Annotated in this window: 20 protein-coding genes; 17 read left to right on the top strand and 3 right to left on the bottom strand. The window is 69.8% G+C overall.

Features of this window, described 5'->3' with window-relative positions:
* Positions 1 to 82 precede the first annotated feature (82 nt).
* Together NBY65_RS00295 and NBY65_RS00290 are read right to left on the bottom strand one after the other, a co-directional pair.
* Entirely contained in the window at positions 83 to 247 is a 165-nt protein-coding gene (locus NBY65_RS00295; RefSeq protein WP_203330614.1) for a DUF6726 family protein, read from the bottom strand.
* Positions 244 to 2,055 (bottom strand): ABC-F family ATP-binding cassette domain-containing protein, encoded by a 1,812-nt coding sequence (locus NBY65_RS00290; RefSeq protein ID WP_150042948.1) that lies wholly within the window; start codon positions 2,053 to 2,055, stop codon positions 244 to 246. The genes NBY65_RS00295 and NBY65_RS00290 overlap by 4 nt, the downstream gene beginning before the upstream one ends.
* 308 nt (positions 2,056 to 2,363) lie before the next feature.
* Here NBY65_RS00290 and NBY65_RS00285 point away from each other — a divergent pair, with 308 nt between their 5' ends.
* The 6 genes from NBY65_RS00285 (at position 2,364) to NBY65_RS00260 (ending at position 7,830) form a co-directional block, all read left to right on the top strand.
* Positions 2,364 to 3,383 (top strand): ABC transporter substrate-binding protein, encoded by a 1,020-nt coding sequence (locus NBY65_RS00285; protein ID WP_162530723.1) that lies wholly within the window; start codon positions 2,364 to 2,366, stop codon positions 3,381 to 3,383.
* A 46-nt stretch (positions 3,384 to 3,429) separates the two neighbouring features.
* On the top strand, positions 3,430 to 4,047 hold the full coding sequence (locus NBY65_RS00280) for a GNAT family N-acetyltransferase (RefSeq protein ID WP_150042946.1): 618 nt from the start codon (positions 3,430 to 3,432) through the stop codon (positions 4,045 to 4,047).
* Positions 4,044 to 4,925, top strand: a complete 882-nt coding sequence (locus NBY65_RS00275) for a carbon-nitrogen hydrolase family protein (protein ID WP_150042945.1) — start codon at positions 4,044 to 4,046, stop codon at positions 4,923 to 4,925. The genes NBY65_RS00280 and NBY65_RS00275 overlap by 4 nt, the downstream gene beginning before the upstream one ends.
* A complete protein-coding gene (locus NBY65_RS00270) occupies positions 4,922 to 5,353 on the top strand; it encodes a ketosteroid isomerase-related protein (protein WP_150042944.1) in 432 nt (143 codons plus the stop codon). The genes NBY65_RS00275 and NBY65_RS00270 overlap by 4 nt, the downstream gene beginning before the upstream one ends.
* Positions 5,354 to 5,534: 181 nt before the next feature.
* Positions 5,535 to 6,080 carry a peptidoglycan-binding domain-containing protein gene (locus tag NBY65_RS00265; RefSeq protein ID WP_162530722.1) on the top strand — a complete coding sequence of 182 codons (546 nt, stop codon included), beginning with the start codon at positions 5,535 to 5,537 and terminating at the stop codon, positions 6,078 to 6,080.
* 100 nt (positions 6,081 to 6,180) lie between these two features.
* Complete coding sequence (locus tag NBY65_RS00260; RefSeq protein WP_150042942.1) at positions 6,181 to 7,830, top strand: Na/Pi cotransporter family protein; 1,650 nt, start codon at positions 6,181 to 6,183, stop codon at positions 7,828 to 7,830.
* Positions 7,831 to 7,839: 9 nt separating this feature from the next.
* On the opposite strand, the gene NBY65_RS00255 is transcribed toward NBY65_RS00260, so the two are convergent.
* On the bottom strand, positions 7,840 to 8,760 hold the full coding sequence (locus NBY65_RS00255; RefSeq protein WP_150042941.1) for a LysR substrate-binding domain-containing protein: 921 nt from the start codon (positions 8,758 to 8,760) through the stop codon (positions 7,840 to 7,842).
* A gap of 124 nt (positions 8,761 to 8,884) precedes the next feature.
* Between NBY65_RS00255 and NBY65_RS00250 the strand changes: the two genes are divergently transcribed.
* From NBY65_RS00250 to NBY65_RS00200, 11 genes are read left to right on the top strand one after another with little or no spacing between them, the layout of a single operon-like run.
* The gene (locus NBY65_RS00250) at positions 8,885 to 9,928 is read left to right on the top strand and encodes an ABC transporter substrate-binding protein (protein ID WP_150042940.1); all 1,044 of its coding nucleotides are present in this window, start codon (positions 8,885 to 8,887) and stop codon (positions 9,926 to 9,928) included.
* A 39-nt stretch (positions 9,929 to 9,967) separates the two neighbouring features.
* On the top strand, positions 9,968 to 11,032 hold the full coding sequence (locus tag NBY65_RS00245) for an ABC transporter ATP-binding protein (protein ID WP_150042939.1): 1,065 nt from the start codon (positions 9,968 to 9,970) through the stop codon (positions 11,030 to 11,032).
* Positions 11,022 to 11,900, top strand: a complete 879-nt coding sequence (locus NBY65_RS00240; RefSeq protein WP_239002936.1) for an ABC transporter permease — start codon at positions 11,022 to 11,024, stop codon at positions 11,898 to 11,900. Before NBY65_RS00245 ends, NBY65_RS00240 begins: the two co-directional genes overlap by 11 nt.
* Positions 11,897 to 12,694: an ABC transporter permease gene (locus tag NBY65_RS00235; protein ID WP_150042937.1), complete on the top strand. Its 798-nt coding sequence runs from the start codon at positions 11,897 to 11,899 to the stop codon at positions 12,692 to 12,694. The genes NBY65_RS00240 and NBY65_RS00235 overlap by 4 nt, the downstream gene beginning before the upstream one ends.
* A complete protein-coding gene (locus NBY65_RS00230; protein ID WP_150042936.1) occupies positions 12,691 to 13,800 on the top strand; it encodes an NAD(P)/FAD-dependent oxidoreductase in 1,110 nt (369 codons plus the stop codon). The genes NBY65_RS00235 and NBY65_RS00230 overlap by 4 nt, the downstream gene beginning before the upstream one ends.
* On the top strand, positions 13,784 to 14,074 hold the full coding sequence (locus NBY65_RS00225) for a (2Fe-2S)-binding protein (protein WP_150042935.1): 291 nt from the start codon (positions 13,784 to 13,786) through the stop codon (positions 14,072 to 14,074). Before NBY65_RS00230 ends, NBY65_RS00225 begins: the two co-directional genes overlap by 17 nt.
* Positions 14,071 to 15,468 carry an FAD/NAD(P)-dependent oxidoreductase gene (locus NBY65_RS00220; RefSeq protein ID WP_150042934.1) on the top strand — a complete coding sequence of 466 codons (1,398 nt, stop codon included), beginning with the start codon at positions 14,071 to 14,073 and terminating at the stop codon, positions 15,466 to 15,468. Before NBY65_RS00225 ends, NBY65_RS00220 begins: the two co-directional genes overlap by 4 nt.
* Positions 15,465 to 16,622, top strand: coding sequence for an NAD(P)/FAD-dependent oxidoreductase (locus NBY65_RS00215; protein WP_150042933.1), 1,158 nt, complete (start codon positions 15,465 to 15,467; stop codon positions 16,620 to 16,622). Before NBY65_RS00220 ends, NBY65_RS00215 begins: the two co-directional genes overlap by 4 nt.
* Positions 16,623 to 16,967, top strand: coding sequence for a RidA family protein (locus NBY65_RS00210; protein WP_150042932.1), 345 nt, complete (start codon positions 16,623 to 16,625; stop codon positions 16,965 to 16,967).
* Positions 16,964 to 18,382 carry a dipeptidase gene (locus tag NBY65_RS00205; protein WP_239002935.1) on the top strand — a complete coding sequence of 473 codons (1,419 nt, stop codon included), beginning with the start codon at positions 16,964 to 16,966 and terminating at the stop codon, positions 18,380 to 18,382. Before NBY65_RS00210 ends, NBY65_RS00205 begins: the two co-directional genes overlap by 4 nt.
* A complete protein-coding gene (locus NBY65_RS00200; RefSeq protein ID WP_150042931.1) occupies positions 18,379 to 19,998 on the top strand; it encodes an ABC transporter substrate-binding protein in 1,620 nt (539 codons plus the stop codon). The genes NBY65_RS00205 and NBY65_RS00200 overlap by 4 nt, the downstream gene beginning before the upstream one ends.
* Positions 19,999 to 20,069: the final 71 nt, after the last annotated feature.

Genomic DNA, 20,069 nt, shown 5'->3' with positions numbered 1-20,069 from the left:
CCGGCCGTCCGGGAGTCATCGGGTTCCGCCGGCCCGGGACGTTTCCCGCTCCGGCGGAACCGGCCGCCCGAGGCAAATCCGCCTACGGATCGATCGCTTCGGCGCAGGCATCCGTGGGGGCCGCCACCGGATGCCCTACCACCGGCACGATTTTCAGCACGGCGGAGGTCACCCGGCACGGAGCCGCGGCCAGGCCGCAGCCGGACAGGCTGATCGCCACCAGCAGCAGGCAGGCCATCGCCTTCATCGCCCCTCCACCTCCTCGCGCAGCATTTCCAGTTCCAGCCAACGTTCTTCCGCGGCCGAGAGGTCCGCGGTGGCCTTCGCCAGGGCGTCCGACAGCCGCGCGAATCCGGCGGCATCGCGCCGGTACAGGTCCGGATCGGCGAGCGCCGCCTGGTGCCGTGCGATGTCGGCCTGCAACGCTTCCATGCGCGCCGGCAGGGTCGCCAGCGCGTGCTTGTCCTTGAAGGACAGCTTGCGTGACGTCGCCACAACCGGTTCGGCACTGCTGCGCGGGCGCGGTTTCGCGGCGGCAACGGGTGCTGCCGCCGCGCCACCGATGCGTCCGCCCTGGGCCAGCATGTCGGAGAACCCGCCGGCATAGTCCACCCAGCGCCCGTCGCCCTCGGCGTTGATCACGGATGTCGCCACGCGGTCGAGGAAGTCGCGGTCGTGGCTGACCAGCAGCACCGTGCCGGGATAATCCGCCAGCAATTCCTGCAGCAGGTCGAGCGTTTCCAGGTCCAGGTCGTTGGTGGGTTCGTCCAGCACCAGCAGGTTGGACGGCCGCGCCAGCGCCACCGCCAGCGCCAGCCGCCCGCGTTCCCCGCCCGAAAGCGTGCCGACCGGCGTGCGCGCCTGCGCCGGCTGGAACAGGAAGTCCTTCATGTAGCCCATGACGTGGCGCGATTGCCCGTTCACCACCACCGTCTCGCCATGCCCGCCGGTCAGGGTGTCGGCGAGCGTGGCGGCGGGATCGAGGCTTTCCCGCCGCTGGTCCAGCGTCACCATCTGCAGCGAGGCGCCCAGCTTCACCGTGCCCGCATCCGCCTCGATCCGCCCGGTGAGCAGCCCGAGCAGGGTGGTCTTGCCCGCGCCGTTGGCGCCCACGATGCCGACCCGGTCGCCGCGCAGGATCTTGGTGGTCAGCCCGCGCACGATCGGGCGCCCGTCGAAGCTTTTTGCCAGGTCGCGCGCCTCGATGACGATGCGCCCGGAGGTCTCGCCCTCGGCGGCTTCCAGCTTCACCGTACCGACCGGCCCCTGCGCCGCGCGGTGCCGTGCCCGCAGCTCGTGCAGGTTGCCCAGGCGGCGCACGTTGCGCTTGCGCCGCGCGGTCACGCCGTAGCGCAGCCAGTCCTCCTCGGCGACGATCTTGCGGGCGAGCTTGTGGCGGTCGCGCTCTTCCTGTTCCAGCACCTCGTCGCGCCAGGATTCGAAGGCGGCGAAGCCCCGTTCCATGCGGCGCGTCTCGCCGCGGTCGAGCCACAGCACCGCGCGCGACAGCTTCTCGAGCAGGCGGCGGTCGTGGCTGATCATCACCACGGCCGCGCGGGTGGTGGCCAGTTCGGTCTCCAGCCATTCGATCGCCGGCAGATCGAGGTGGTTGGTCGGTTCGTCCAGCAGCAGGATATCCGGTGACGGGGCCAGCACCCGGGCAAGCGCCGCCCGCCGCGCTTCCCCGCCCGAGAGCCGGGCCGGGTCTTCCTCGCCGGTCAGGCCCAGTTCCTCCAGCACGGAGCGGGCGCGGTGCGGGTCGTCGCCCGGTCCGAGCCCGGCCTGCACGAAGGCCAGCGTGGTGGCGAAGCCGGACAGGTCCGGCTCCTGCGTGAGGGTGCGGATCGTGGTGCCGGGCTGCAGGAACCGCGTGCCGGAATCCGGGGTGAGCAGCCCCGCGGCGACGCGCAGCAGCGTCGACTTGCCGGAGCCGTTGCGCCCGACCAGGCAGAGGCGTTCCCCCGGCCCGACCGACAACTCGGCGGAGCGGAGCAACGGGGTCGCGCCGAGCGTCAGCGCGATGTTCTGGAGCAGGAGAAGGGGAGGTGGCGCCATGGCGGCGTTCCTAGCACGGGTCCCCTGCGCCGTCGCCTTGCCCAGGGTCGCGTCGCCGCCTCGTTCCCCCTCCGCGCGCCGCTGGCCACCGCGGCCGGCCCGTGTCCTGCCAATCACCTCGGCGCGATTGCGCCGCGCCGGGCGCGATGGCGGCATGCACGGTGTTGCCATGACCCATGCGCATTTTGGCCACTTTCGGACCGTGACCATCGGTTCGTGCCCGGGCGCCCCGGTGCCGAGTCAGCGCCCGCTGGCCGCACCGCCGCGACTGTGGCATGTGCTCCGCCCGGATCCAGAGAGACAGACCCATGCCTATCGGCCGCCGTGCCGCCCTGCTGCTGCCAGCCCTCGCAGCCTTCGGTGCACCTCGGGCACAGGCCGTCGGCCCGGTGCGGCTGGGGCTGCTGCACACCTTGTCCCCGGCACCGTTCTATCTCGCCCAGGCGCACGGCGCCTGGGCGGCCGAGGGCGTTGCGGTCGAGTTCCGTTTCTTCGATGCGGCGCAGCCGATCGCCGAGGCCGCGGTGGCCGGCGATATCGACCTGGGCGTGACCGGGCTGACCGCCGGTTTCTTCTCCCTCGCCGGACGGGGCGCGCTGAAGGTGATCGGTGGCGGGCTGCACGAGCAGAAAGGCTTCGGGCTCACCGCCCTGCTGGTGTCCAACCGGGCCTACAACGCCGGCCTCACCGATCTGCGCAAGCTGCCCGGCCACAGTTTCGGCGTGACCCAGCCCGGCAGCTCGTTTCATTGCATGCTCGGCCGGCTCGCCCAGGCGCGTGGCTTCGCCTTCAATTCGGTGACGGTGCGCCCGCTGCAGACCGTTTCCAACATGCTTGCCGCCGTGCGCAGCGGCGAGGTCGATTCCATCATGGCGGTTGCCTCCGTTGCGCGCCCGCTGATCGAGGCGGGGGAGGTGAAGCTGCTCGCCTGGGTCGGCGAGGCCGTGCCGTGCCAGGTCACCGCCCTGTTCGCGCGGCGGGCCATGCTCATGCCGGCCCGTGCCGATGTGCTGCGCCGTTTCTGTCGTGGCTACCAGAAGGGCGTGGCCGAATACCGCCAGGCCTTCCTGCGCGTCGGGTCCGACTTCAAGCCGGTCCATGGTCCGGCCACCGAGGCCGCCATCGCCGCCATCAAGCCGTATGTGTTTCCCGGTGATCCGAAGGCGGCTGAACGGATCCGCGACGGCGCCGGCTGGTACGACGAGGGGGCGGCGCTCGACGTCATCGATGTTGTCAGGCAACTCGACTGGTTCATCTCGCAGAAGCTGGTGAAAGGTCGGATCGATGCCAACGATATCATCGATACGCGCTTCCTGCCGACGCGTTGACGGCGCGCCCTTGCATCGTCGATTGGCGCGGCCCTAGATCCGGGTCATGGCCACTTCATCGATCGTCCTGAAGACCCTCGGCGGTGCCGAACTGCTGCCGCTGCTGCCGGCGCTCGCCCGCCTGCGCATCACGGTGTTTCGCGAGTATCCCTATCTCTACGACGGTGACGAGGGCTACGAGGCGGAGTACCTGCGGACCTATGCCGCGAGCCCGCAGGCGGGGGTGATCGTGGCCTTCGACGGGACCACGCCGGTCGGGGCCGCCACCTGCCTGCCGCTCGCCGACGAGACCGACAACGTCACCGCGCCCTTCCGCGCGCGCGGCTGGGATCCGGCCCGGTTCTTCTATTTCGGTGAATCCGTGTTGCTGCCGGCCTATCGCGGCCAGGGGCTTGGCGTCGGTTTCTTCGCCGCCCGCGAGGCGCATGCCCGTGCCGTGTCGTCCTGCGACTTCGCCACGTTCTGCGCGGTGCGTCGCCCGGCCGACCATCCCGCGCGCCCGGCTTCCTGGCAGCCGCTCGACACTTTCTGGCGCCGGCGCGGCTTCTCGCCTGATCCCGGGCTGGCCTGCACCATGTCCTGGAAGGAAGTCGGCGAGCCGGCCGAGACATCGAAGACCCTGGCCTTCTGGGTGAAGTCCCTGAGCGGAGCCGACCTGCCGTGAGCGAGCTGCGCCTGGGCCTGCTGCAGTATCCCGTCGAGCCCCTCGCCAGCTTCGAGGCCTTCGCCGCCAAGCTCGACCGGCTGATCGCCGAAGGCGCCCGTGGCGCCGAGCTGCTGGTCATGCCCGAATATGCCTGCATGGAGGTCGCCGCTCCGCTCGGCGCGCCGACCGACCCCGCCGCCGAGCTCGACGCGGTCTGTGCCCGCGCGGCCGACGTGCTGCAGGTCATGCGCGCGGCGGCGCGGCGGCATCAGGTCTGGCTGCTGCCGGGCTCGCTGCCCTGGCGCGAGCAGGGCCGGGTGCGCAACCGCGCCCCGCTGATCGCGCCGGACGGGCGCGTGGCCTTCCAGGACAAGCGCGTCATGACCCGCTTCGAGGCGGAAGCCTGGGGGGTCGGGGCAGGTGATCCGCCCGCCGTGTTCGAAACGCCCTGGGGCCGGATCGGCATCGCCATCTGCTACGACCTGGAATTTCCCTCGCTGGTGCGCGCGCAGGTGGAGGCGGGGGCCTGGCTGATCCTGGCGCCGACCTGCACCGACACGTTGCACGGCTTCAACCGGGTGCGGCTCTCGGCGCGGGCACGGGCGCTGGAGAACCAGTGCTTTGTCGCCATCGCGCCCACCGTGGGCGTGGCGCCGCACCTGGCCACGCTCGACGTCAACCGCGGCTTCGCCGCCGTCTACGGCCCGGTCGATCGCGGCTTCCCCGAGGATGGCGTGATCATCGAGGGCGAGCCGGATGCCGGGCAATTTGTGTTCGCCACCCTCGATCCCGCCCGGCTCGAAGCCGTTCGCACTGATGGCGGCGTGCGCAATCACCGCGACTGGCCGGCGCCGCCGCCCCCCTGTCCCCTGCTCACGCCCCGGGAGATGCCATGAGCGCCGCCGTCCCCAATGCCACTGCCGATACGGCGCGCGTGATCCGCGCTTATTACGACGCCTTCAATGCCGGCGACGAGGTCGCCTTCCTCGCCCTGCTCACCGAGGATGTCGTGCACGATATCAACCAGGGTGGGCGGGAGGTCGGCCACGAGGCCTTCGCGCGCTTCCTCGCGCGCATGAATGCCTGCTACCGCGAGCGCATCGCCGATCTGGTGATCCTCACCGCGCCCGATGGCACGCGGGCCGCCGCCGAGTTCACGGTCCATGGCACCTACCTGAAGACCGACCCCGGCCTGCCCGAGGCGCAGGGGCAAAGCTACGTGCTGCCGGCCGGCGCGTTCTTCACCCTGCGCGACGGCCGGGTTGCCCGAATTTCCAATTATTACAATCTGCAGGACTGGCTGGCGCAGGTAACGCGCAAGTAAGGCCAGGGCTTTGCCCTGGACCCAGCGTCGTGCGCAGGCACGCTTACGCGTGACGGCCACAAGGCCCCTGCACCCCAGGTGCGCTGCGCGGCACAGAATGGCAACACCCTGCCAACCTGGGGCAAGAACCCGGGTGGCCCGGCCCGCGTTCGCGGCGGCAAGAAAAAGGAGGAGGGCCGCCATGATCCCACGTCCGTTCGTTGCCGCCTGCGCGCTTGCTTTGTTCGCTGCCCCGGCGCTCGCGCAGTCGCAACTGACCTATGACCAGCCGCTTGCGCCCGCCGCCGTGCGCTCGGTCCAGGATCGCCTGCGCCAGCTCGGGGCCTATACCGGAGTGGTGGACGGGATCTGGGGCGAGGACAGCGCCGCCGCGCTGCGGCAGTTCCAGCAGGGCCACGGGCTGCAGGCCACCGGCCAGCTCAACCAGGCGACCGCGGCGATGCTGAACCTTAATCCCGCCGAACTGCTCGCTGCCGCGGCCGCCGACCAGGACGCGGCCCAGGCACCGCGGCCACTGAGCAGCGTGGAAGTGCGCAACCTGCAATCGCGCCTGCGCGACCTCGGCTATTACCGGGGCAGCATCGATGGCGCCTGGGGGGCGGGCACGCAGGATGCGCTGCAGCGTTTCCAGCAATCCAGCGGCATCCAGGTCACCGGCCGGGTGAATCCGCAGACCGTCACTGCGCTGGGCCTCAATCCGGCGGATCCCGGGCAGAAGCTGCGCTGAGACGGAGCGGCAACCGCGACGCATGTGACACGGCGTGACTTCCCCCGGGGGTGCCATTGGTGGATCCTTATGGGTTCTGCCGCCCATCGGAGGAAACCGGATGGAATTTCCCCGCACGCTGCTTGAACTTGCCGGCTCGGTCGCCCTGCTGCTGTGGGGCGTGCACATGGTGCAGACGGGCGTGCAACGCGCCTGGGGCGCGCGGTTGCGGACAGTGCTCGGCCAGGCGCTGCGCAACCGCTTCGCCGCCTTCGCCGCGGGGCTTGGCGTCACCGCGCTGCTGCAGAGCAGCACCGCCACCGGCCTGATGGTGACGGGATTCGCCGCGGGCGGAATGGTCGATCTGGTGCCGGCGCTGGCGGTCATGCTCGGGGCCAATGTCGGCACCACGCTGATCGTGCAGGCGCTGTCCTTCGACGTGTCTTTCCTCTCGCCGGCCCTGGTGCTGGGCGGGGTGCTGGCGTTCCGCCGTGCCGATGCGGCCGCGACCCGCGATGTCGGGCGGGTGTTGATCGGGCTCGGGCTGATGCTGCTGGCATTGCGCCAGTTGCTCGACATCGTGACGCCGTATGAGGATACCCCAAGCCTGCGCCTGCTGCTCGGTGCGCTGGCGAGTGAGCCTCTGCTGGATGTGCTGGTGGGCGCGGTGCTGGCCTGGGCCGCGCATTCCTCCGTTGCCATCGTGCTGCTGGTGATGTCGTTGGCCGCCAAGGGCGTGCTGCCGCTGGCGGCTGCCTTCGCGCTCGTGCTCGGTGCCAACCTTGGCACCGCGATCAATCCGGTGCTGGAAGGCAGCGGCGCGGATCCGGTGGCGCGGCGGGTGCCGCTCGGCAATTTCGCCAGCCGCGTGCTCGGGGTGGTCGTCACCCTGGCGGTGCTGCCGCGGCTCGCCCCGGTGCTGGCGGCGATGCCGGGCGATGCCGCGCGGCTCGTTGCCGATTTCCACACCCTGTTCAATCTCGTGCTGGCGACGTTGCTGTTTCCGCTGCTGCCCGCCTATGCGCGGCTGCTCCGCCGCCTGCTGCCGGCGCGCGTCGATCCGGCCGATCCGGCGCGCCCGCTCTATCTTGATGCCGCCGCCCGCGAGACCCCGGTGGTGGCGCTCGGCGGCGCCGCGCGGGAAGCGCTGCGTCTGGCCGACGTGCTGGAAGCGATGCTGGCCGGCCTCGCCGAAGGGCTGGCCCGCGCCGATCGCCGCCGGCTTGCCGAGGCGCGACGGCTCGATGACGTGCTCGACCGCCTCACTGGCGCGATCCGCGGCTATCTCAGTGGCCTCGACGGCGAGGCGATGAGCGAGGCGGATCACCGTCGCGTCACCGAGATCCTGACTTTCGTCATCAATATGGAACATGCCGGCGACGTGGTGGACCGCAACCTGCTGGTCCTGGCCAATCGCGCGCTCAAGCGCGGCCGGCCGCTCACGCCGGCGCAGCAGGACGAGCTTGCCCAGGTGCTGCAGCGGGTGGGCGCCAATCTGCGGATGGCGGCGGCGCTGTTCCTCTCCGAGGATCCACGCCTCGCGCGCCTGCTCGCCGAGGAGAAACCGGAGTTCCGGCGCATCGAGGCGGAAGCGGCCGAGGCGCATTTCGCGGCGATGCGCGCCGGCGAGGCGACCGAGATCAGCGCGCTGCACCTCGATCTGCTGCGCGACCTCCGCCGGGTGAACGCGCATCTGGTGGCCGCCGCGGCCTATCCCGTGCTGGAGACCCACGGCGAATTGCTGCCGAGCCGTCTGCGCCGCGACGACTGAGCCCGGGCTTTATCCGGAGGGCGACACCAGCCACGGGCTGCCCGGCACGGCCAGCCTTTCTGCGATGAAGGCGGTGAACTTGTCGATCAGGGCGGACGGCGGCCGGCCGACCATCGTCAGCATCTCGATTTTGAAGCGGACGGTCGGCTGGATGGGCAGGGCTACCACCTCGGCGCTGTAGAGGGCGGGGGTGAGGGCATCCACCAGCGCGACTCCGGCGCCGCCCGCGACCAGCGCGCAGGCGGCCGAGGAAACATTGGTTTCGATGCTGATCTTCCGCTTCACCCGGTGGCTTTCGAACAGGCTGTCCACCAGGTCACGGGCCTCGTCCTCCCGCCCGAGCGAGACGAAGCTCTCGCCTTCCAGGTCCCTGGGCACCAGCGACGGGCGTGACGCCAGGCGATGGCCGCGTGGCAGCACGATCACCGCCGGGATTTCCATGAAGGGATGGCGCCCGACGCCGAGCGCGCCGCTGAGCGCCAGGGCGAAGCCGAGATCGATCTCGCCGGCGGCGATGCTGCGCGCGATCTGGCGCGAGGAGCGGATTTCCAGTGACGTGCGCAGGCCGGGATGGCGGCGGGCGAAGGTGGCGAGCCAGAGCGGCATGGTGCGGGCGCCAAGCAACGGCAGCGCGGCGATGCGCAACTCGCCCGGCCCGGCGGCGCGCAATTCGTTGGCGAGATGGTCGATGCCCGTGGCGGTGCGGAACAGGCGCTCCACTTCCAGGTGCAGGCGCGTGGCCTGGGGCGTGGGCAGCAGCCGGCGCCGCGAGCGGTCGAACAGCACCAGATGGGTTTCTGCCTCCAGCGCCTGCAGCAGCTTGCTGACCGCCGGCTGGGAGATCGACAGTGCCTCGGCGGCCTGGGTCACCGATCCGGTGCGCATCACCAGGTGGAAGGCGTGGAGCCGGCGCAGGCGTTGGGGGGTCATGGGCGAATCGGATAACCTGGAGGCATGAAACCAGAAAATATTAGCATTTGACGGAATGAGCGTCTGCACACAACCTGTGCAGTAACTTGATTTTCCCGGCGTAGCGCGGAGGTTGATCGGTTACATGAGCAAAAACTGGGCAATTGCTGCTGCCGCTGCCTTGATCGGCGCCACGGCCTGTGTCCCTTCGTTGGCCCAGGCGCAGCAGAAGACGCTGTACGTCGCGGCCTATGGCGGCTCGTTCGAGACCATCATGCGCCAGAAGGTCTTTCCTGACTTCGAACGATCCCGCAACGTGCGCATCGCCTATGTCGCCGGCAACTCCACCGATACATTGGCCAAGCTGCAGGCGCAGAAGAACGCGCCTGACATCGACGTCATCATCGTCGATGACGGGCCGATGCAGCGGGCGCTGCAACTGGGTTTCTGCGCGCCGCTCAAGCCGGGCCCGAGCTATGCCAACCTCTATGACGTAGCCAAGATCAGCCCGGAGGCGGTGGCGACCGGCGCGGTCGGCGTCGGCATCGCCTATAACGCCGATGCCTTCCAGAAGCTCGGCTGGGCGGTGCCGCAGGGCTGGACCGATCTCGCCGATCCCAAGTTCAAGGGCAAGATCGCGACCCCGGGCATCGACAACACCTACGGCCTGCAGGAACTGATCATGTTCGCCCGCATCAACGGCGGCGACATCGACCACATCGATCCCGGCTTCGCCTACATGAAGAGCAAGATCGCCCCCAACATGCGTGCCTTCGAATCCTCGCCCGGTCGCATGTCGGAACTGTTCCAGAGCGGCGAGATCGTTGCCGCCGTGTGGGGCAGCTCGCGCACCAAGGCGCTGGCGATGACCGGCTTCCCGGCGAAGTTCGTGTTCCCGAAGGAAGGCTCGCCGGCGCTGTTCACCACCGCCTGCGTGGTCAAGGGCGCGCGCAACGAGGCGGACGGGCAGGCCTTCATCGAGACTCTGCTGGCCCCGCCCGCCCAGGTCGCCTTCGCCGAGACCGGCGCGGGGCCGGTGAACAAGAAGGTTGAACTGACGCCGGAACAGGCGCAGGGCATGCCCTATGGCCCGGCGGAGATCGCCAAGCTGGTGACCTTCGACTGGCCGGCGATCAACACCAAGCGTGACGCCTGGACCAAGCGCTGGAACCGGGAGATCGAGCGCTGATCAGCCAGGGTGGTACCGCTTCCGCGGACGGATGCTGACATGAGCTTTCTGGAACTGACCGGCCTGGCACGTCGCTACGGAGACTTCCATGCCGTGAGCGATGTGACGCTGGCGATGCGGCAGGGCGAATTCGTTTCTCTGCTTGGTCCTTCCGGCTGTGGCAAGACCACCACGCTGCAGATGATCGCCGGCTTCATCGAGCCCACTGCCGGCTCGGTGACGATCGAGGGCCGGGACCTCACGCGGGTCCCGGCCAACCGGCGCGGCATCGGCATCGTCTTCCAGTCCTATGCGCTGTTCCCGCACATGACGGTGGCGGCGAATGTCGCCTTCGGGCTGGAGATGCGCCGCGTGCCTCGCGCCGAGCGCACCGAGCGGGTCGGGCGGGCGCTGGAACTGGTGCATCTGGCCCATCTCGCCGGGCGCTATCCGCGCCAGCTTTCCGGTGGCCAGCAGCAGCGCGTGGCGCTTGCCCGCGCGCTGGTGATCGAGCCGCGGCTGCTGCTGCTCGACGAGCCGATGTCCAACCTCGACGCCAAGCTGCGCGAGGACATGCAGATCGAGTTGCGCCGCCTGCAGCGCAGCCTGGGCATCACCACCATCATGGTGACGCATGACCAGAACGAGGCGATGGCGATGAGCGACCGCATCGCGGTGATGCGTGCCGGCCGCATCGTGCAGATCGACACGCCCGAGGCTGCCTACGAATACCCGGCGGACGATTTCGCCTCCACCTTCCTCGGCAAGAGCAACAACGTGCCCGCGCGCGTCACCGGCCGCAGCATCGCGCTGCCGGGCGGGCTGACCCTGGCCTTGCCGCCGGGCGGGCCACCGGCGCCCCAAGGGGAGGTGCTGTGTTCGTTGCGGCCGGAGAAACTGTGGATGACCGAGCCCGGCAGCGGGCAGTTGCGCGCCACCATCCGCTCCCGCCTGTTCCTCGGCACGCACTGGCTGTTCCAGGTCGACAGCGACCTCGGCGAATTGCTGGTCTACCAGCAGAACACCAACCGGGTGCCGCCGGCGGAGGGGGATGTGGTCGGGCTCGACTGGCATGCCTCCAGCCTGCGCGTGCTGCCCGCGGAGCCCGCCCGCCTTGGCCACTGATCCCGCCACGGTGCGCCGGCCCCGGGCGACGCCGTACTGGCTCTGCCTGCCGGCGCTGCTGCTCTACGGGGTGATGCTGGCCACCCCGCTGGCCATGACCGCGCTGCTCTCCTTCAACAGCTACAGCGACACCGAAGGCGTGCTGCTCACCTGGGGGCTCCACAACTACACCGAGGTGCTGTCGGACGGGTATTTCCATACGATCTTCCTGCGCACGCTGCGGATCGCGCTGGCTACCACGGTGATCTGCACCCTGATCGGCGTGCCGGAAGCCTGGATCATCAGCCGGCTGAGCCCGCGCTGGCGGGGCCTCTGCCTGCTGGTGGTGCTGGGGCCGCTGCTGATCTCGGTGGTGGTGCGCACGCTGGGCTGGACCATCCTGATGGGCCGCAACGGCCTGATCAACCAGGGACTGCAGGCCCTGCACCTGAGCGGCACGCCGGTCGAGCTGCTGTTCACCGAAACCGGCATCATCATCGCCCTGGTGCATGTGATGGTGCCATTCATGGTGCTGGCCGTCTGGACCGCGCTGCAGGGCGTCGATCCCGCCGGCGAGAACGCGGCGATTTCGCTCGGCGCTTCCGATGCTGTGGTATTCTTCCGCATCGTGCTGCCGCAGGTGATGCAGGGCGTGCTGTCGGGCAGCCTGATCGTGTTCTCGCTGTCGGCCAGTGCTTTCGCCACCCCGGCGCTGATCGGCGGACGGCGGCTGAAGGTGGCGGCGACGGCGATCTACGACGAGTTCCTTGCCACGCTCAACTGGCCGCTCGGCGCCGCCATCGCCTGCCTGCTGGTCGCATCCGTGATGGCGATCATGCTCCTGTGGAACCGCATCGTCGAACGTCGCACCCAGGGAGCCACGGCATGAGACGCAACGGTCCCCTGGCGCTGGCCTTCCACGCGCTGTTCGTCATTTTCATGCTGGCACCGCTGGTGGTGGTGGCGCTGGTTGCCTTCACCCCGGAGGGCTACCTGTCGCTGCCGGTCGATGGCCCGTCGCTGCGCTGGTTCCGGGCGATCGGCGAGAATCCCGATTTCATCGACAGCTTCTGGATCTCGGTGCGGCTGGGCCTGGCATCCGCGACGCTGGCGACGGTGGCGCTGCTGCCGGCGGCGCTGGCGATCGGCCGTTTCCGCTTCCCCGGCCGCGAGGCGATCCTGGGCTTCGTGATGTCGCCGCTGATGGTGCCGGCGGTGGTGCTTGGCGTCGGCTTCCTGCGCTTCCTGACGCTGTTCGGGGTGCAAGGGAGCTTCGGTGGGCTGGTGCTGTGCCATGCCATCGTCGTCGGTCCCTACGTGCTGCGCATGGTGCTGGCGGCGGTGGCCGGGCTTGATCCCAACCTCAACCGCGCGGCCGTCTCGCTCGGCGCGTCCTCCTGGCGGGCCTTCTGGCGCATCACCGTGCCACTGCTGCTCTCCGGCATCGCCGGCGGCTGGATCCTCGCCTTCATTTCCTCTTTCGATGAGTTGACCGTGACGATCTTCATTTCCTCGCCGCAAGTGACGCCCTTGCCGCTGCGGCTGTTCTCCCACATCGCCGAGACCACCGACCCCCTGGTTGCCTCGGTTTCGGCGGTGATCATGGCCCTGACCACCGTGCTGCTGATCCTGCTCGACCGGCTCTACGGCGTTGACCGACTGTTCTCCGGGGGGCGGCGGTGAGCGACAGTTTCGATCTGCTGGTCGTCGGCGGCGGCCTTGTCGGCAGCGCGATCGCCTGGGGGGCGGCGCGGCAGGGGGCGCGGGTCGGGTTACTGGACGAGGGCGACACGGCCTTCCGCGCCTCCCGCGGCAATTTCGGCCTGGTCTGGGTGCAGGGCAAGGGCGCGAACATGCCGGCCTATGCACGCTGGACCCTGCGCTCGTCGGAGCTTTGGCCGGAGCTGGCCGGCGACATGGCGGCGAAGACCGGCCTCGACGTGGCACTGCGCCAGCCAGGCGGGTTGATCTTCTGTCTCTCCGAGGCGGAACTGGAACAGCGTGCGGCTCTCATCCAACGCATGCACAATGAAAGCGGTGATATCGGCACCCGCATCATTCACCGCGACGAGTTGCGTGCCATGGTGCCGGCCATTGGCGACCGCGTGGTCGGCGCCGCCTATTGTCCGCGCGACGGCCACGCATCCCCGTTGTACACACTGCGGGCGTTGCAGCAGGCGCTGGTGGCGGCGGGCGGCACGTATCTGCCCAACCACATGGTCGATCGCATCGATCCCACCGAAGGCAGCTTCACCGTGCAGGCCGGGGCGAACACGCTGCGCAGCGGCAAGATCGTCATTGCCGCCGGGCTCGGCGCGGCGCGACTGGCGCCGATGGTGGGGCTCGACATGCCGGTGACGCCGTTGCGCGGCCAGATCCTGGTCACCGAGCGGATGCGGCCTTTCCTCGACTATCCCGGCCACACCATCCGCCAGACCGCGGAAGGCTCGGTGATGCTCGGCGACAGCCACGAGGATGTCGGCTTCAATGCCGGCACCACCGCCGCGGCGATGCACGAGATCGCGGCGCGCAACCTCGCGGCGCTGCCTTGCCTGGCCGATGCCACGGTTGTGCGCGTCTGGGGCGCGTTGCGTGTCATGACGCCGGACGGCTTCCCGGTCTACGACCAGTCGGAAACCCATCCCGGCGCGTTTTCGGCGGCCTGCCACAGCGGCGTGACGCTGGCCGGCGCGCATGCGCTGGCGCTGGCCCCCGCCATCCTGGCCGGCGCGCTTCCCCAAGGTTTCGAGACTTTCTCCAGCAGGCGATTCCATGTTCAAGCGGCTTGATCCGGCGCAGGCGACGCTGCGCTTCACCTTCGAGGGGCAGAGCATCGCCGCCCGGCCCGGGGAGACCGTCGCGGCGGCCCTGCTGGCGGCCGGGATCGGCGTCTTCCGCGAGACCCCGGTGAGCGGTGCCCCGCGCGCCCCGCATTGCATGATGGGCGTGTGCTTCGACTGCCTCGTCGAGATCGACGGCGTGGCCAACCGCCAGTCCTGCCAGACCCCGGTCGCCGAGGGGATGCAGGTGCGGCGCCAGCACGGCGCGCGAGGCCTGGCATGAGCACCGTCTGGGACGCCATCGTCATCGGCGCCGGCCCGGCCGGGCTTGCCGCCGCGAGCCTGCTCGCCGAGCAGGGCGCGCAGGTCGTCGTGCTGGACGAGCAGCCGGCGCCGGGCGGGCAGATCTACCGCGCCATCGAGGCCGGGCAGGCCAATGCCGGGCTGCTGCGCATCCTCGGCCCGGAATACGCCCATGGCGGCACGCTCGCGGCGCGCTTCCGCGCCAGCGGCGCCAGTTACCGGCCTGGCACCCAGGTCTGGCAGGTGACGGCCGAGCGCGAGGTCTGGGTGACCAGCGGCGGCCGTTCGGAACTGCTGCAAGGCCGTGCGGTGGTGCTGGCGACCGGTGCGATGGAACGTCCGGTGCCGGTGCCGGGTTGGACCCTGCCCGGGGTGATGACCGCGGGTGCGGTGCAGATCCTGCTGAAATCGGCACAGGTACTGCCCGCCGAAGGGCTGGTGCTGGCTGGTTCCGGGCCGCTGCTTTCCGTGGTGGCGATGCAGTGCCTGCGCGCCGGGGTGAAGCCGGCGGCGATCCTGGAGACGGCGACGCGGGCGGATGCACTGGCGGCGCTGCGGCATCTGCCGGCGGCGCTGGGGCGGGTGGCGCGCGGCTACCTGCTCAAGGGCGTGCAGATGAAGCTGGCGCTGTGGCGCGCCGGCATCCCGGTCTTCCGCGAGGTCAGCGACATCCGCATCGAGGGTGACACCGAGGCGCAGGCGGTCAGCTTCCGCACGCCGGGCGGTCCGCGGCGCGTCGCGGCGACGCTGGTGGCGCTGCACGAGGGCGTGGTGCCGATGACGCAGGTCACCCGTTCGCTCGGCTGCGAGCATGTCTGGGACGACGCGCAATGCTGTTTCCGTCCGGTGCTGGATTCCTGGGGCAACAGCAGCGTGCCGGGCTTCCTGGTCGCGGGCGATGGCGGCGGCATCGGCGGCGCGCTCGCGGCCGAGCATGCCGGACGGATCGCCGCCTGGGAGGTGCTGCACCAGCTTGGCCGCATCGACGCGGCGCGGCGTGACGCCGGGGCCGCCCCGGACCGGCGGGAACTGGCGGCGCATCTGGCGATCCGGCCTTTGCTGGAGCGCATATTCCGTCCGCGCGCGGAGATCCTGACCCCGGCCGACGAGGTGGTGGTCTGCCGCTGCGAGGAGATCACCGCCGGTCAGGTTCGGGAGGTGGTGCGGCACGGCTGCCTTGGTCCCAACCAGGCCAAGAGCTTCCTGCGCGCCGGCATGGGGCCGTGCCAGGGGCGCATGTGCGGCCTGACCGTCTCGGCGCTGATCGCCGCCGAGCGCGGCATCGGCATGGACGAGGTCGGGTATTTCCGCATCCGCCCGCCACTCAAGCCGGTCACCGTGGGCGAGTTGGCCGCCATGGACATCCCCCGGTGAGCCTGACGGCGGATGCGGTGGTGGTGGGGGGCGGCCTGCACGGCTGCTCCGCCGCCCTGCATCTGGCCCGGCGCGGCCGCCGCGTGATCCTGCTGGAGAAGGAAAGCGCCGGCCGCCATGCCTCGGGCGTGAACGCGGGCGGGGTGCGGCGGCTGCTGCGCGTGCTGCCGGAGGTGCCGCTCTCTTGCGCCTCCATGCGCATCTGGCACCATATCGCCGATCTGGTCGGCGAGGACTGTGGTTTTCAGGTCAGCGGCCAGGTCGCGGTGGCGGAGACCGAGGCCGGGCTCGCCCGCCTGCGCGACCGTGCCGCGGAGATGGCGGCGCATGGCTACACGCATGAGGAACTGATCGGCCCGGAGGAGCTGTACGCGCTGTTGCCGGCGCTGGCGCCGGGTTGCCTGGGCGGGCTGGTCTCGCGCGAGGACGGTTTCGCCAGTCCCTATCACACCACCATGGCCTTCCGTGCCGCGGCGATCCGCGCCGGCGCCACCGTGCTGGAAGGCACGCGCGCCACCGGCTTCCGCCGCGTGGCCGGGCGGTGGCAGGTGGCAAGCACCGCTGGCCCGGTGGAAGCCGCGGTGCTGCTGAACTGCGGCGGTGCCTGGGGCGCGGAGGTGGCGGCGGCGCTGGGCGAGACGGTGCCGCTGGAACCGATCGCGCCGATGATGATGGTGACCGCGCCGCTGCCGCCTTTCGTCGAGCCGGTGGTGATCGGCGTGGAGCGCAAGCTGTCCTTCAAGCAGATGCCGAACCGGACGGTGATGATCGGCGGCGGCTATCGCGGCATTCCCTATCTGGACCGCGAGACCTCCTCGGTCGATTTCCGCAAGCTGCACGAGAGCGCTGCGACCGTGGCCTCGCTGTTTCCGGTGATGCGCGATGCGGTGGTGGTGCGCAGTTGGTCCGGCATCGAATCGCGCCTGCCCGACGACATGCCGGTGATCGGCCCGAGCAGCACCGAGGAAGGTGCCTTCCACGCCTTCGGTTTCTCCGCACACGGCTTCCAGCTTGGCCCCATCGTCGGCCAGTTGCTGGCCGAGCTGGTGGAGACCGGCACCGCCTCCCTGCCGATCGCCCCGTTTTCGGTCCGCCGTTTCGCCGCTTTCGGGGATTCGGCCGGCATGACCCCTTCCAACCAGGAGATTTTGTAAATGATCGAACGACACGGCCGCACGCCGATCATGCACCGCGTGGTGGAATATAACGGCGTGCTGCATGTCGGCGGGCTGGTCGCCGAGGACCGCAGCGTCGGCATGAAGGGGCAGACCGAGCAGGTGCTGCAGCGGCTCGAGGCCATTCTCGCCCCGTTCGGCAGCGGCCGCGACAAGGTGCTGGCGGCCACCATCTACGTCACTGACCTGGGGCTGAAGAAGGAGATGAACGAGGCCTGGGTCGCCTTCTTCGGCGAGCATCTGCCGACCCGTGCGACCATTGGCGTCGCCGATCTCGGCAGCAAGGACACGCTGCTGGAAGTCGTGTTCACGGCGGCGCGGTGACCGTGCAGCAGGCGCCGCGGTCCTCTGCCGCGGCGCAGTCGTGGCTGGCGGTCCACCGCGACCGCCTGCTGCAGCAGATGCTGGCGCTGATGCGTATCCCCAGCGTCAGCACTGATCCCGCCTGCGCGGGGGCGGTCGCCGAGGCCGCGGCCTTCCTGCGCGATCATGTCACGCGCATCGGCCTGCAAGGGGCGCGGCTGATCGAGGAAGGCGGCAATCCGGCGGTCTATGCCGAATGGCTCGGCGCTCCCGGCGCCCCCACCATCCTGGTCTACGGCCATTACGACGTGCAGCCGCCCGACCCGCTGGATTTGTGGCGATCGCCGCCGTTCGAGCCAACCATCCGCGACGGGCGTGTCTATTGCCGCGGTGCTTCGGACGACAAGGGGCCGCTGTGGACCGCGCTCGCCGCCATCGAGGCGGTGCTGGCGACCGAGGGCCGGCTGCCGGTCAATGTCCGGCTGCTGCTGGAAGGCGAGGAGGAGGTCGGCAGCCGTTCGCTCGCCACCATCCTGCAGCGCCATGCCGCGTTGCTGCGTGCCGATGTGCTGATCTCGGCCGATGGCAGCCGCTGGCGGCCCGATCTGGTCAGCGTCAATACCAACAGCCGCGGTCTCTGCGCGCTGGAATTCACCGTCGAGACGGCCAACGAGGACCTGCATTCGGGCCGCTACGGCGGGGCGGTGGCCAATGCCGCCACGGTTCTCTGCCAGATGGTCGCCAGTCTGCACGATGCCGACCGCCGCGTTGCCGTCGCCGGCTTCTTCGAAGGGTTGCGTCCGCCAGGGCCGCAGGACCGTGCCGCCATCGCCGCGATCGATTTCGACGAGGCGGGGTTTCTCGGCGAGATCGGCGCCCTGCCGGGGGCGGTGGAACGTGGCGTGAATATGCTGGAGGCGATGTGGCTGCGCCCGACGCTGGAGATCAACGGCATCACCTCCGGCTATAGCGGGCCCGGCACCAAGACGGTGCTGCCGCATACCGCCAGCGCCAAGATCACCTGCCGCCTGGGCATCGGCCAGGATCCGCAGGTGGTGGCAGCGGCGGTGGAGCGGCATCTGCAGGCGCAGTGCCCGCCTTACGCCCGTCTGACCGTGCGACGCGGAGCCGGCGGTGCCCGCGCCTATGCGCTGCCCGACGACCATCCGGCGCTGCTGGCCGTCGAGCGCATGATGCTGGCCCTGCACGGAGAGCGCCCGCTGCATGTCGGCGTCGGCGGGACCCTGCCGATCTCGTCGCTGATCAAAGAGCATCTTGGAATGGAAACGGTGATGGTCTCCTACGCCATTTCCGATTCCGGCGTGCACGCGCCCAACGAGTTCTTCCGGCTGTCCTCCTTCGACGAAGGCATGGCTGCCTGGACGCTGTTGCTGCCGGAACTCGCCGCCGCCTATGCCGGGGAGGGGGGCGCATGATCCGTCGCATTTCGCTGGCTGCCGCGGCCGGTCTCGCGCTCGGGCTGGCAGCGCCCGCCGCCCGGGCCGCCAGCACGCTGGTGGTCTGCACCGAGGCGAGTCCGGCGGTGCTGAACCCGCAGCTTTCGACCGCCAACACCGTCTTCGATGTCGGTGCGCAGATCTACGACGAACTGGTCGAGACCGAGCGCGGCGGCTCGGTCATTCAGCCGGCCCTGGCAGAATCCTGGAGCACGGCACCGGACGGGCTGTCGGTGACGTTCCATCTGCGCCGCGGCGTGAAGTTCCACGCCAACAAGTCATTCACGCCGACACGCGATCTCACGGCCACCGACGTGGTGTTCAGCTTCAACCGCATGCTGGACCCCAACCATCCGTTCCATCGTATCGGCGGCCTCAGCTACGACGAATGGGATTCGCTGCTGCGCGACCGCGTCAACGCCGTGGTCGCGGTGGATGATCACACCGTCCGCTTCGACCTCAAGGAACCGGTAGCCTCCCTGCTCGGCATCCTGTCGATGCAGTCCTTCGCCATCTTCTCGGCCGAATATGCGGAGAAGTTGCTGGCGGCGGGCACGCCGGAGCGGCTGGACAGCGAGCCGATCGGCACTGGCGCGTTCTCCTTCGTGCGCTACCAGCGCGACACCGATCTGCGCTTCCGCGCCTTCCCGCAGCATTGGGCGAAACAGGCCAGGCTGCCGGACCGGGTTGCCCAGGTCGAGTCCCTCGTATTTACCATCGTGCCTGATCCGGCGGTGCGGCTGGCCAAGCTGCGGGCTGGCGAATGCCATATCGCCCGCTATCCGAACCCGGCCGATTTCGACGCCATTCGCGCCAATCCGCAACTGCGGCTCGCGAGCGGGAAGATGGCCTCGATCGGCTATATCGCCTTCCGCTCCGACCGCCCGCCTTTCGACAAGCGGGAGGTGCGCGAGGCGCTGGCCATGGCAATCGACCTGAAATCGCTGGTGGCAAGCGTCTTCCAGGGGGTGGGGGAGCCGACCGGGGCCCTGATCCCGCCGGTGCTGTGGGGGCACAATCCCGGCGTGCGGCCGCGCCCGTACGATCCCGCCGCGGCGAAGGCGAAGCTGGTGCAGGCCGGCTATCCGGAGGGATTCCGCACTCAGATCTGGGCCATCCCGGTGGCGCGCGCCTACATGCCCAACGGACGCCGGGCCGCGGAAATGATCCAGGCCGACTGGGCGAAGATCGGCGTGCAGGCCGAGATCGTGACCTATGAATGGGGCGAGTACCTGCGCCGGGTGCGCAGCAGCGAGGCCCCGGTCGGCATGCTGGGCGGCAGTTGGGATTACCCGGACCCGAGCCAGCTCGTCTACGGCTACTGGGCCTGCCCCGGCGGCAAGCCCCGGCCCGGCAACTGGAGCCGCTGGTGCAACGCCGCCTTCAGCGATCTCGTCTCCCGCGCCAACGTGGTCAGCGATCCAGTCGAGCGGACGAAGCTGTACCAACAGGCGCAGGAGGTTTTCGCCGAAGACGTTCCCGCCGTGCTGTTCGCTGACACCCCGGCGTTTTCAGCGGTGCGCAGCAATGTGGTCGGCTACAAGGTGCATGTGCTGGGAGGCACGCCGTTTACCGGAATCACTCTCAGGCCGTGACGGCGGGGCCTTGCCCCGCACCCTACCAGGAGGCTTTGCCTCCTGGACCTCCACCAAGGGCCATAGGCCCT

The sequence above is a fragment of the Rhodovastum atsumiense genome, from assembly GCF_937425535.1.
Classification (GTDB): domain Bacteria; phylum Pseudomonadota; class Alphaproteobacteria; order Acetobacterales; family Acetobacteraceae; genus Rhodovastum; species Rhodovastum atsumiense.
The sequence above is the reverse complement of the archived record's forward strand: the minus strand, read 5'-3'. Positions and strand labels throughout refer to the sequence as shown.